The 12,793-nt window shown below is 64.0% G+C and carries 7 protein-coding genes; 6 read left to right on the top strand and 1 reads right to left on the bottom strand.

Features of this window, described 5'->3' with window-relative positions; translation table 11 throughout:
- Positions 1 to 101 precede the first annotated feature (101 nt).
- Positions 102 to 2,744 (bottom strand): aminopeptidase N, encoded by a 2,643-nt coding sequence (gene pepN, locus HNS03_RS05560; protein WP_367193704.1) that lies wholly within the window; start codon positions 2,742 to 2,744, stop codon positions 102 to 104.
- 253 nt (positions 2,745 to 2,997) lie between these two features.
- Between pepN and HNS03_RS05555 the strand changes: the two genes are divergently transcribed.
- The 6 genes from HNS03_RS05555 to HNS03_RS05530 all read left to right on the top strand — a co-directional run bounded on the left by HNS03_RS05555 (position 2,998) and on the right by HNS03_RS05530 (position 12,792).
- Complete coding sequence (locus tag HNS03_RS05555) at positions 2,998 to 4,212, top strand: acyl-CoA dehydrogenase (RefSeq protein ID WP_367193703.1); 1,215 nt, start codon at positions 2,998 to 3,000, stop codon at positions 4,210 to 4,212.
- Between the two features lie 161 nt (positions 4,213 to 4,373).
- Positions 4,374 to 6,368 carry an adenylate/guanylate cyclase domain-containing protein gene (locus HNS03_RS05550; protein ID WP_367193702.1) on the top strand — a complete coding sequence of 665 codons (1,995 nt, stop codon included), beginning with the start codon at positions 4,374 to 4,376 and terminating at the stop codon, positions 6,366 to 6,368.
- Positions 6,369 to 6,669: 301 nt separating this feature from the next.
- Positions 6,670 to 8,565 (top strand): dipeptide ABC transporter ATP-binding protein, encoded by a 1,896-nt coding sequence (locus tag HNS03_RS05545; RefSeq protein WP_367193701.1) that lies wholly within the window; start codon positions 6,670 to 6,672, stop codon positions 8,563 to 8,565.
- Positions 8,565 to 10,475 (top strand): ABC transporter substrate-binding protein, encoded by a 1,911-nt coding sequence (locus HNS03_RS05540; RefSeq protein WP_367193700.1) that lies wholly within the window; start codon positions 8,565 to 8,567, stop codon positions 10,473 to 10,475. Before HNS03_RS05545 ends, HNS03_RS05540 begins: the two co-directional genes overlap by 1 nt.
- Before the next feature lie 128 nt (positions 10,476 to 10,603).
- Positions 10,604 to 11,629 (top strand): ABC transporter permease, encoded by a 1,026-nt coding sequence (locus HNS03_RS05535; protein ID WP_367193699.1) that lies wholly within the window; start codon positions 10,604 to 10,606, stop codon positions 11,627 to 11,629.
- The gene (locus HNS03_RS05530; protein ID WP_367193698.1) at positions 11,626 to 12,792 is read left to right on the top strand and encodes an ABC transporter permease; all 1,167 of its coding nucleotides are present in this window, start codon (positions 11,626 to 11,628) and stop codon (positions 12,790 to 12,792) included. Before HNS03_RS05535 ends, HNS03_RS05530 begins: the two co-directional genes overlap by 4 nt.
- The last annotated feature ends 1 nt before the right edge of the window (position 12,793 follow it).

Below are 12,793 nucleotides of genomic sequence, written 5' to 3'. Positions count from 1 at the left end.
CGCGAATCCAGTTGTCCAGGGTTTTGATTAATTTTCCGTCAACCCGCGAAGCCGGCTCGGGATTTTGGACCGGGAGCCGGCCCAAAATCCAGCTATCTCCTCTAGCTTAACATCCGGCTGACGATGTCGCTGGTGTCGGTCGACAGGCCCGAGCGCGCGGCGACCCGTTCCAGTTCGGTGCGAGCGGCGGCGCGCCGGCCCGGTTCCAGCGAGCGCCAGGAGCGGAAGGAGGCGAGCAGGCGAGCGGCGACCTGCGGGTTCTTGGAATCGAGCTCCATCACGATGCTCGCCAGGAAGTGATAGCCGGCGCCGTCCGCACGGTGGAAGCCGACGGCATTGCCTGTGGCGAAGGCTCCGATCAGGGCACGGATCCGGTTCGGATTGGCGATGGAGAAGGCGGAATGATCCATCAGGCGACGGACCCGGTCGAGGGTATCGTCGGACGGGATCATTGCCTGCATCGTCAGCCATTTGTCCATGGCGAGCGCATCGCCCTTGAACATCACCGCATAGGCATCGAACGCATCCTCAGCGGATGGCATTCCGTTCATGGCGAGCGTCGACAAGGCGGCGAGCCGGTCCGTCATGTTGCGCGCGCTGTCGAAGTGGTGCTTCGCCAGCTCCTCGACGCTATCGAGGCCGGCGGCCGCCAGATAGTCGAGTGCGACCGCGCGCAACGCACGCCGGCCGGCCGAGACAGGATCGGGCTGGTAGGGCGTGTCGTCGGCCAGACTGTCGTAGAGCGAGCGGAAAGTCGGGGCGAGGGCCGCGCCCATGTCCGCTCTGAACGCGCGCCGCGCGGCGGAAATCGCAGCCGGGTCGACGTCCGTTCCGATCTCGCGGAAAATGTCGGACTCCGAGGGCAATTGCAGCGCCAGCGCCCGGTAGGCCGGCTCCAGCCTCTCGTTGGTCGCGACCGTCTGCAGAGCGCGGAAGAGGTCGGGATCCGCTTGCGGCTGCTTGCCGTCGCGCACCGCCGCGGTGGCCGCCGTCAGGTGGTCCATGGCGAGCGATTGCGCGGCGTTCCAGCGGTTGAACGGGTCGCGATCGTGGGCGAGCAGGAAGAGCTGGTCGTCGCGCCCGTCCTGGCGGACGAGCCGCACCGGCGCGGAGAATCCACGCAGGAGCGACGGAATTGGCCGTGCGCCGAGGCCGTGGAAGACGATGGTCTGCTCCGCTTCGGTGAGAAGCAGCACGTCACCGGACACCTCCGCCCCTTCGACCCGCTCGATCTCCATGTCGTCGCCGTTCGGGCCGACGAGGCCGAAGCGGATCGGGATCGGCAACGGTGTCTTCTCGCTCTGGCCGGGCGTGGGGGGCGTCTGCTGGGAGAGGGTGAGGGTGAAGCGATGGTTCTCCGGGTCCCAGTGACCGCTCGACGTGACGGTCGGGGTCCCGGACTGTCGGTACCACAGCATCATGTCGTCGAGCGCGGTGCCGGTGGCATCGGCGAAACAGGCGAGGAAGTCCTCGATCGTGGCCGCCTCGCCGTCATGACGCTCGAAATAGAGATCCATGCCGGCGCGGAAGCCGTCCTCGCCGAGACGCGTGGCGAGCATGCGCACGATCTCCGCGCCCTTCTCGTACACCGTCGCGGTGTAGAAGTTGTTGATCTCGCGGTAAGTTTCGGGGCGGACCGGATGGGCGAGCGGGCCGGCATCCTCCGGGAACTGGTGCGCTTTCAGGGTGCGGACGTCGGCAATGCGCTTGACCGGGCGCGAACGCTCGTCGGAGGTGAATTCCTGGTCGCGATAGACCGTCAGTCCCTCTTTCAGGCAGAGCTGGAACCAGTCGCGGCAAGTGATCCTGTCTCCGGTCCAGTTGTGAAAATATTCATGCGCGATCACGCTCTCGATGCCGGCATAGTCGGTGTCGGTCGCGGTCGACGGATCGGCCAGAATGTACTTGTCGTTGAAGATGTTGAGGCCTTTGTTCTCCATCGCGCCCATGTTGAAGTCTGACACCGCGACGATCATGAAGATGTCGAGATCGTATTCGCGGCCGAAGCGGACTTCATCCCAGCGCATCGAGCGCTTGAGGCTGTCCATGGCCCAGTGGCAGCGGTCCTCTTTGCCTTTCTCCACATAGATGCGGAGATCCACCTTGCGTCCGGAGGCGGTGACGAACGTGTCGGAGATGTGGGCGAGATCGCCGGCGACGGCGGCGAACAGATAGCTCGGCTTCGGATAGGGATCGTGCCAGACGACGAAGTGGCGATCGCCGCCGACCGTGCCGCTTTCGATCGGGTTGCCATTCGACAGAAGGACCGGGACCTCCGCGCGCGGACCCTCCAGGCGGGTGGTGTAGACGGCGAGGACATCCGGCCGGTCGAGAAAATAGGTGATGCGGCGGAAGCCTTCAGGCTCGCACTGGGTGCAGTAGGTGCCGTTGGAACGGAACAGCCCCATCAAGGCGGAGTTGCCGGTCGGGTCGACCACGGTCTCGATGGTGAGCTCGAACGGCTTCGCCGGCGGCCGCTTCAGGGTGAAGCTGTCCGGGGTCGCGACGAAGGCGTCGTCGGCAAGCGGGGCTCCGTCAAGCGTGGCTGCGACGAAGGTAAGCGCGTCGCCGTCCAGAACCAGCGGCGTGCCGGCGATGGTGTCCTGGCGCGGGGTCAGCGCGAGCGTTGCCAGCACGCGGGTGCGGCTGGGGTCGAGTTGAAAATCGAGATGGACCGTGTCGATCAGATAGTCCGTCGGGTGGTAATCCTCGAGGCGGATGGTCTGGCCGGTTTGCGTTTTCATTCCTGGTCCTTGGACGTCTTGCGAGCGATGCTTGGCAGCAGGCGCGATCGGGGTGGGGCCGTTGCCGTGGGTCCGATCGGCCTTGCCTTCCCGACCCTAGATCAGTCGGCGCGACAACGGAATCAACGGTTCGTTCCGTTTTGACTTGTTCCGGCCCCAGTCGGAGACGAGGGTGAGCTTGCCCGCAGGCAAAGCGCCCCTATAGTGTGCGCACAAAATCCGGTTTTGTCGTTCGTCTAGGAGACACGTGAGAATGAGTTCTGTTGCGGATTCCGCGCCTAAGGCGTCGCGCCCGTCCTTTTCCTGGCCCGATCCGTTCCTGTTGGAGGATCAGCTCAGCGAAGAGGAGCGGATGATCCGCGACACCGCGCATCAATATGCGCAGGATCGGTTGCAGCCGCGGGTCATCGAAGCCTTCCGCGATGAATATACCGACCGCGCCATCTTCAACGAAATGGGCGAGCTCGGCCTTCTGGGGGTAACGATCCCGGAGGAATATGGCGGCGTAGGGGCCGGCTACGTGTCCTATGGTTTGGTCGCGCGTGAGGTGGAGCGGGTCGATTCCGGCTATCGCTCGATGATGAGCGTGCAGTCTTCGCTGGTTATGTATCCGATCTATGCCTATGGCGACGACACCCAGCGCAAGAAATATCTGCCGAAGCTGGCCTCCGGCGAGTTCGTCGGCTGCTTCGGGCTGACGGAGCCGGATGCGGGCTCCGATCCGGCCGGCATGAAGACCCGCGCAGACAAGGTCGACGGCGGCTACAAGCTGACCGGCTCCAAGATGTGGATTTCCAATTCGCCGATCGCGGACGTGTTCGTGGTGTGGGCGAAATCGTCGGCTCACGATGGCCAGATCCGCGGTTTTATCCTGGAAAAGGGAATGGAAGGCCTGTCGGCGCCGAAGATCGACGGCAAGCTCTCGCTGCGCGCCTCCATCACCGGCGAGATCGTCATGGACGGCGTGGTCGTGCCGGAGGAGAACCTGCTTCCGAACGTTGCGGGTCTCAAAGGGCCGTTCGGCTGCCTCAATCGCGCCCGCTACGGCATTGCTTGGGGGGCCATGGGCGCGGCCGAATTCTGCTGGCATGCCGCGCGCCAGTACACGCTCGATCGCAAGCAGTTCGATCGCCCGCTGGCCGCGACCCAGCTCGTTCAGCTCAAGCTCGCCAACATGCAGACTGAAATCAGCCTCGGCCTGCAGGCCGCGCTTCGCGTGGGCCGATTGTTCGACGAGGGCAAGATGGCCCCGGAAATGATCTCGCTGATCAAGCGCAACAACTGCGGCAAGGCCCTGGATATCGCTCGGATCTCGCGCGATATGCACGGCGGCAACGGCATCTCCGAGGAATATCAGGTGATGCGCCATATGGTGAATCTGGAGACGGTCAACACCTATGAGGGTGCCCACGACGTTCATGCGCTGATCCTGGGGCGTGCCCAGACCGGCATTCAGGCGTTTTCCTGAGCGACATCGGATCGGGGCGCGACGACGGCTCCCGCCCCGATCTCCAATTTGAATATTAGAATTCCTCTACTATAACGGCTCCAGTTTGCAGCTACCGGGAGTGGGCGCTGCCCGTGCGGTGATTTTCAACAGGCTCCAGGGTGTGGAAACGACGAGCCCGCTTGCCGGATAAGGCCGAAGCACCGGAGTCTCGCGGCGCCGATGAGACAGGCGCTGCGATCTTGGGCCATGGCGGTACGGCGGTGTCCGTCGGAGACGGCTCGTCGGGTGGTGCCTATTCGGGATTTGCGTCCTCCGCCCAGGCCAGTCGCCGGTGGCCGAAATTCTCGCTGGCAACTTTTTTGGCGGTCACGTCCGGCCTTCTGGTGGCGATCTCGCTGCTGAGCGTGCTTTTTCTCGCCGTCGCCGCCAATTTCCAGAACACCTACTCGCTCTTGAACCAGAACGCGGTTTTGGTGATGGAAGCGCTCGAAGAGCGCATCAAGGGCAGCGTGGAGACCGTCGCTCCCGCTGTTTCTCAGCTTGCGCGGTTCTATTCGGCCGGTGAGATTGGGCTTGAGGCATCGGAGAAGCGAACGGCGCTGGTGCAGGGCGTCCTGTCCGGCGCTCCGATCATCGAGGCCGTGGTGTTCTACACCAAGGATTTCGAAGCGAGCGGCATCTACCGGGAGAAGGGCGGCACGTTCCGCACCGCAGACGAGCGGCGCGTGATTTCGCCTCTGATCAAGAAGGCGCTCGGCACCATCAAGCCGGGAGACGTGCCCCGGTGGGGGCCGCCGGTGCACGTCGACGGCGCCACCTATATGAACGTCGCGGCGCCCCTGACGCACGACGGACGTCTCGACGGCTATGTCGTCGCCGCCGTCGGGATCGATGGCTTCAGCCGCGTGGTCGAGGAAATCGGTCGAGAAAATAATGGTGCCGTGGCCCTGCTCTATGGCTGGGACACGGTGTTTGCCTACACTGATCGGGCCGGCCAACTCGTGCCCATCAAGTCCAGCGAAGCCGATCCGACGGTGCCGCTGGCCGACACGGGCGATCCTGTCTTGCGCGCGTTCAATGCGCGTCGGCCTCTGGACGGTTTCGAGCGGGCGTGGGCGGCCGGCGTGTCCGTGAGCAGTCTGCGGGCGGATGGTGAAAACTACGTGGTCATGCTCCAGACCTTAGAGGGCTATGGCCCGAAACCTTGGATCGCGGTTCTCGATTTTCCCGAATACGAGATGATGGACGAGCTGCACCGGCTGCGCGGTTCGCTCGTGGTCGGGCTGGGGCTTTTGATCCTCTCGCTGATCGTTGCCGTCTTCGCCGGTAAACTGGTGGCCCGGGCCATCGGCCGGATTGCGCCGGAGGCAGATCGCATTGCCCGCTTCGAGTTCGAATCGGTGCGGCGACTTCCGGAAAGCCGGATCCACGAGGTCGATTCGGAGGCGCGGGCCTTCAACGCGATGGTGGAAGGGCTCAGGACCTTTTCCATGTACGTGCCCCGCCAACTCGTTCAGAGGCTGGTTCAGCGCGGGTTCGCGGAAGCGACCCGAAGCCGTTCCCAGCAGGCGACGGTGCTGTTTACCGATATCGTCGGCTTTACGGCGCTGTCGGAACATATGAGCGCGGAAGAGGCCTCGGCTCGGCTCAACACCCATTTTGCCGGACTGGTGAAGTGGGTGGAGGAAGAGTTCGGCATCGTCGACAAGTTCATGGGCGACGGCATGATGGCGTTCTGGGCCGAACATGACGTTGTCGATCATGCCGACCATGCCGTGCGCGCGGCATTTGCGATCAAGCGGACCGTGCAAGCGGCAGCCGCGGAGGCGCGAGCTAAGGGCGAGCCGGCCTTGCGGATCCGAATCGGTTTGCACTCCGGCCCCGTCATCGTCGGCAATCTGGGCTCGCCCGACCGGGTAAACTACACCATCGTCGGCGATACGGTGAACGTGGCCTCGCGGCTGGAATCCTTCGGCCGCAACATCGACGCCTGCGCCGACGCGATCATATTGGCGAGCGAGGAAACGGTGAACCGGCTGACGGTGCCGGTGATCCGCGAGCCGGTCGGGGCGGCTCACCTACCCGGTCGCGAGGCGTTGGTGGAAATCTGGCGGCTTATCGATGTCGACTGGTCCCACGTCCGCAAGCCGGATCCGGCGATCGACAGCCTCTAGATGTGGAGCCACAACCAGGTCCCTAGCTTCCGAAACTGGCCCAATGGGGCAAACGGCGGCTAAATTGCCGAGACGGCCGCGTCTTTGCCGCACGATTTCCAACCAAGCGTGTTTCTAATTGGACACGGCATCGGTTAGGTGCCACAAAATGGCCGGCTTTGGTGATCCGCGCTCCGTCGAGGGGATAGCGATCGTGGGATCCACCAAAACCGTCGAAGCGGGCGCCGACGGCGGTCGTGACCGGCCGGGAAAGAGGTTGGCGCGAACGGGACTGTCGGGATTCGGCCGTTTGGGAGGACAAGTGAGCGTTATTTCGGTTCGAGACCTGTGCGTGGAGTATCACTCCGATAGCGGCGTGGCACGCGCCGTGGACGGGGTCTCGTTCGATATTCCGAATGGCAAGACCGTGGCGCTCGTCGGCGAATCGGGTTGCGGCAAGTCGACCATTTCCCAGGCGGTGATGGGTCTTTTGCCTCCCGCCGCCCGGATCGCGTCCGGCGAAATCCTGTTCCAGGACCCGGCCGGAGGCGGCAGCCCGGTCGACATCGCGGCTTTGGACCGCAACGGCTCCGCGATGCGGGAGATTCGCGGCAATCGCATCGCGATGATCTTCCAGGAGCCCATGACCTCGCTGTCGCCGCTGCATACGATCGGCGACCAGATCGGCGAGGCGGCGAAGCTGCACCAGCAGCTCGGCGACGCGGAGGCGCGCGCGGCGACCCGGGAGATGCTTCGGCTGGTTCAGTTTCCCGATCCAGATCGAGCCCTCGACACCTATCCCTTCGAGCTCTCCGGCGGGCTGCGCCAGCGCGCCATGATCGCCATGGCCTTGATCTGCCGGCCGGCGCTGTTGGTGGCCGACGAGCCGACCACGGCGCTCGATGTGACGATCCAGGCGGAAATCCTGAAGCTGATCCGCGACGTCCAGGCGGAGCTTCAGATGTCGGTATTGTTGATCACCCACGATTTCGGGGTGGTCGCCAACATGGCCGATGCGGTCGTGGTCGTTTACCAGGGCCGAGTGATGGAGGCTGGGCCGGTCGACGCGGTGTTCCGAAATCCGGAGCACCCCTATCTGAAGGCGCTGCTGCACGCGGTGCCGACCTTTCATATGGGGGCTGAGGAGCGGCTGGAGCCGATCCGGCCGATCGCGCCGAAGATCGGCGGGCTGCTGTCCAAGAAGGTGGAGGCGAAAGCCTCGCAAGAAGGCCAGGGGGCGAAGGGCCCGCTGCTGGTCGTCGACCGCATTTCCAAAACGTTTCAGCTCCGTCAGGGGGGCTTTTTCGGCTCCGGCGGCAGGCGGGTCCTGAAGGCGTTGGACGCGGTCTCGCTGACGGTCAATCGCGGCGAATGCCTGGGCCTCGTCGGAGAATCGGGCTCCGGCAAGACCACCACGGCGATGGCCGTCATGCGCGCGCTCACGCTCGATAGCGGGTCGGTGCAGTTCGATCGCGGCAATGGGCTGGAGAATATTGCGACCTTCACCGGCAGTGCGCTGATGGACTATCGCCGCCGGGTTCAGATGATCTTCCAGGATCCGTTCTCTTCGCTCAATCCGCGCATGACGCTGAACGAGATCCTGATGGAGCCGCTGATCATCCATGGCGTCGGAACGCCGTCGGAGCGGTCGGAATGGGTGCGCGAACTGATGGCGCTGGTGGGGCTCGATGCGCGCTATCTGCGTCGCTATCCGCACTCGCTGTCCGGCGGTCAGCGTCAGCGCATCGGGATCGCGCGCGCGCTTTCGTTGCGCCCGGACCTGGTGGTCTGCGACGAGCCGGTCTCCGCGCTCGACGTGTCGGTCCAGGCGCAGATCCTCAACCTGCTGCAGGATCTGAAGGCGGAGCTGGGGCTGACCTATCTGTTCGTCAGCCACAATCTGGCGGTGGTCGACTATCTCTCCGAGCGTGTCGCGGTGATGTGCAAGGGACGGCTCGTGGAGTTCGGTCCGACGGCGGAAATCGTCGCCCGCCCGCAGCACCCCTATACCGAGGCGTTGCTGGCCGCGGTGCCTGAAGCGAGCCTCGACCATCCGCTCGATTTCGAACACCTGGCCAAGAGCCGGGCCTCCACCCCCTCCGCCTGGCCGGAACCTTACCGGCTCGATGACGACACGGAACCGGTGCTGGTCGAAGTTTCGCCCGGCCATTTCGTCTGTGCCCCCGGTCTCGCCCCCGCCATGAAGGAAGCCGTCTAATGGTGCGTCGCCTGCTCCTCGCCCCTGTCCTATGCCTTCTCGGTATCGCCACTGCAGCCGCGCAGGACTTGCCGCCGCTGAAGGAGACGCCAACGCTCGATCGAACCAATCCCAATGGCCTGCCGCCGATCGCGGAGCGGATCCCGGAAGATCCGCTGATCGTCGATTTGCCGGAGGAGGGGCGGCAGACCGGGCGGCATGGCGGCGACCTGGTGACGCTGATCGGACGCACCAAAGACGTCAGGCTGATCAATGTGTGGGGTTATGCCCGGCTGGTCGGCTACACCGACGATCTCGACCTTGTGCCCGATATTCTCTCCGACGTGTCGGTCGAGGATGGGGCGTCGTTCACGCTGCATCTGCGCAAAGGGCACAAATGGTCGGACGGGAAGCCGTTCACCGCCGAGGACTTCCGCTACTACTGGGAAGAGATCATCAACAACGAGGAGCTGACCCCGTCCGGTCCGCCGCCGTTCATGCTGGTCAACGGGGTTCCGCCCATCTTCGAGGTGATCGACGACGTCACCGTGCGCTATACTTGGCCGGAGCCGAACCCGCAGTTCCTGCCCACTCTGGCGCAGGCGGCGCCGCCGTTTATCTATCGCCCGGCGCACTATCTGAAGCAGTTCAATCCGAAATTCGGCGACAAGAACAAGATCGCGAAGCTGGTTGACGAGGCGCGGGTGCGCAACTGGGCGCAGCTCCACAACCAGATGGACGAAATGTACGATGCGACGAACCCGGATCTGCCGTCGCTGCAGCCGTGGATCCCGTCGAAGCTCGGCACCGACCGGCGCGCGATCATGGTGCGCAATCCCTATTTCTACCGCATCGACAGCGCGGGTCAGCAGCTTCCCTATATCGACCGGGTCGTCATGAACGTCTCCGAAGGCGGGCTGATCGCGGCCAAGACCCAGGCCGGCGAGCCGGACCTCCAGGCCCGAGGGCTGGGCTTCTCCGACATCACCGTTTTGAAGCGCGGCGAGGAGAGCGAGAACTACACCACCCGCCTGTGGCCGATCGCCAAGGCGAACCAGATCGCCATCTATCCCAACCTGACCACCAACGATCCGGTCTGGCGCGAGCTCTTTCGCGATGTCCGCTTCCGGCGCGCGCTCTCCTATGCAATCGACCGCGAAGCAATCAACCGGGTCCTGTTCTTCGGCCTCGCCACGCCGTCGAACAATGCGATCCTGGAGGCCAGCCCGCTCTACAAGCCGGAATACCAGAACGCTTACGCCGACTTCGATCAGGAGAAAGCGGATGCGCTGCTGGACGAGATCGGCCTGACCAAGCGCCGCGCCGATGGCGTTCGCCTGCTGTCCGACGGGCGCCCGCTGGAGCTGATCATCGAGACCGCTGGGGAAAGCCAGGAAGAGGTCGACGCGCTGGAGCTGATCAAGGACATGTGGGCCGAGGTCGGTGTGGGCATGTTCATCCGGCCGAGCCAGCGCGATATCCTGCGCAACCGTGCCTTTTCCGGCGACCTGATGATGCTGGTGTGGTCCGGTTACGACAACGGCATCCCGACGCCGCAGATGGCGCCGCAGCAGCGGGTTCCTCTCGATACCACGTTCTATACCGGCCCGGCCTGGGGCGGCTACGTCATGAGCAAGGGCGAGAGCGGCCAGAAGATTGACTACGAGCCGGTCAACGAGTTGCTCCAGACCTATCAGGAGTGGCTGCGGGCGACGACCGACGAGGAGATGGCGGAGAAGTGGTCGGAGATCCTCTCCATCCACGCCGAACAGCAGCTCTCGATCGGTACGGTCGCCGGCGTCCGGCAGCCGGTTGTGGTGAAGAACAATCTTCAGAACGTTCCGGAAAAGGGCGTCTATGGCTGGGATCCGGGCGCACAGTTCGGTATCTATCGCATGGACGAGTTCTTCTTCGATCCGCCGAAAGAGTGAGCGGCGGGCCGGCGGAGAGGTCGCCGGCCTGACCGTTCGCGGGGCGGCTTCGCCCCGCGGCGAGATCCTCAAGCCCGTCCGCGCTTTCCTGCGACCGGAAGCGCGCGGCGGTCGACGACAGCGAGATCATGGGCGTCTACATTCTCAAGCGGCTGCTGACGATGGTTCCGACCCTTCTCGTCATCAGCTTCCTCATTTTCGCGATCATCGAGCTGCCGCCGGGCGACTATCTGTCGAACCAAATCGAGCAGCTCCGGATGCAGGGTGAATCGGCCGCGATCGCCCGTGTGGAGTTTCTGCGCGACCAGTTCGCGCTCGATCGCCCGTTCCTGGAGCGCTACGGCATCTGGCTCGGCGTCTGGCCCGGCCCGAACGGGTTCGACGGCCTGATCGAGGGCAACTGGGGCTGGTCGTTCGAGTTTCAGAAGCCGGTGGGCGAGGTCGTCTCTGGCACGCTGCTTTTGACGGTGGTCCTGAATTTCGCGACCATCCTGTTCGTCTACCTGGTCTCCTTCCCGATCGGCATCTACTCCGCGACCCGACAATATTCCTGGGGCGATTACGGCTTTACCTTCCTCGGCTATCTCGGGCTTGCGACCCCGAACTTCCTGCTCGGCCTGATCCTGCTTTTCCTGGCGAATGCCTGGTTCGATGTTTCGATCGGCGGCTTGATGGACCCCGACTATATCGATCAGCCGATGAGCATCGCCAAGGCGGGCTCGATCCTGAGCCACTTGATCGTGCCGACCATCGTGATCGGCACGGCGGGCACGGCGGCGATGATCCGCCGTCTGCGCGCCAACCTGCTCGATGAGCTGCACCGCCAATATGTCACCACGGCGCGCGCCAAGGGGCTGAAGGAGAACAAGCTGCTCCTGAAATATCCGCTCAGGATGGCGCTGAACCCGTTCATCTCCGATATCGGCAACTTGATCCCGTCGTTGGTGTCGGGCTCGGTTATCGTCTCGGTGGTGCTGAACCTCCCCACAGTGGGGCCGATCCTGTTGTCGGCGCTGCAATCCCAGGATCAGTTCCTCGCCGGTTTCATTCTCCTGTTCGTCGCCGTTCTGACTCTGTTCGGCATGCTGGTGTCGGATCTCCTGCTTGCGATCCTCGATCCGCGCATCCGTCTCGGAGGCCAGGCGTCGAAATGACCGACCTCAACCCGCTCCGGGACCACTATGTCGACCGTGCGCCGTTCGATCCGAAGGAAGCCGAGACGCTGTCGGCGGAGCAGGAGCGCTTCTTCCAGGCCTCCCAGTGGAAGATCATCTGGTGGCGGTTTCGCCGCCACAAGCTGGCCGTCTGGTCAGGCGTGATCCTGATTCTGTTCTATCTCTGCGTCCCGTTCGCGGAGGTGATCGCGCCCTACGACGCCGACACGCGCCACAACGAGTTCCTGTACGCACCACCGCAGCTGCCCCGGGTGATCCATGACGGGCAGCTCTCTTGGCCGTTCGTGTACGGCTACAAATCCAGCGTCAACATGGAGACGCTGCAGTGGGAGTATGAGACCGACCGCTCGAAGGTGCAGCCGATCCGCTTCTTCTGCCTTGGCGAGGGGTACTCGTTCTGGGGCCTAGTGGAGGGCCGGTTCCATCTCGTCTGCCCGTCTGAGAAGGGCACCTTGTTCCTGGCGGGGACAGACCGGCTCGGCCGGGACGTGCTGTCGAGCCTGATCTACGGTGCCCGGCTGTCGCTGACCATCGGTCTGGTCGGCGTGGCGATCTCCATCGCGCTCGGCATGTTCTTCGGCGGGCTTGCCGGCTATCTCGGCGGCATTGTCGATTCCGCCATTATGCGGCTGATCGAGATCCTGCGCTCGCTGCCGGAGCTGCCGCTTTGGATGGCGCTGTCGGCGGCTATTCCGATCACCTGGAGCCAGGTCTGGGTCTATTTCGGCATCACCGTCATTCTCGGCCTGCTCGACTGGCCGGGGCTCGCCCGTGCGGTGCGCTCCAAGCTTCTGTCGCTGCGCGAGGAGGATTATGCGCGCGCCGCGGTGCTGATGGGGGCCAAACCGCGCCGGGTGATCAGCAAGCATTTGCTGCCGGGCTTCACCAGCCACATCATCGCCTCGGCGACGCTGTCGATCCCATCGATGATTTTGGGCGAGACGGCGCTTTCCTTCCTCAATCTCGGTCTGCAGCGCCCGGCGGTGTCCTGGGGCGTGATGCTGAACGAGGCACAGAACATTACCGTGGTGACGGTCTATCCCTGGCTGATGGCGCCGGTGATCCCGGTGATCATCGTCGTGCTCGCCTTCAACTTCCTCGGTGACGGCCTGCGCGACGCGGCGGACCCGTATAAGCACTGAG

It is taken from the genome of Amorphus sp. 3PC139-8 (assembly GCF_040750475.1).
GTDB lineage: Bacteria > Pseudomonadota > Alphaproteobacteria > Rhizobiales > Amorphaceae > Amorphus.
This window is presented reverse-complemented; position numbering and strand designations above follow the sequence as displayed.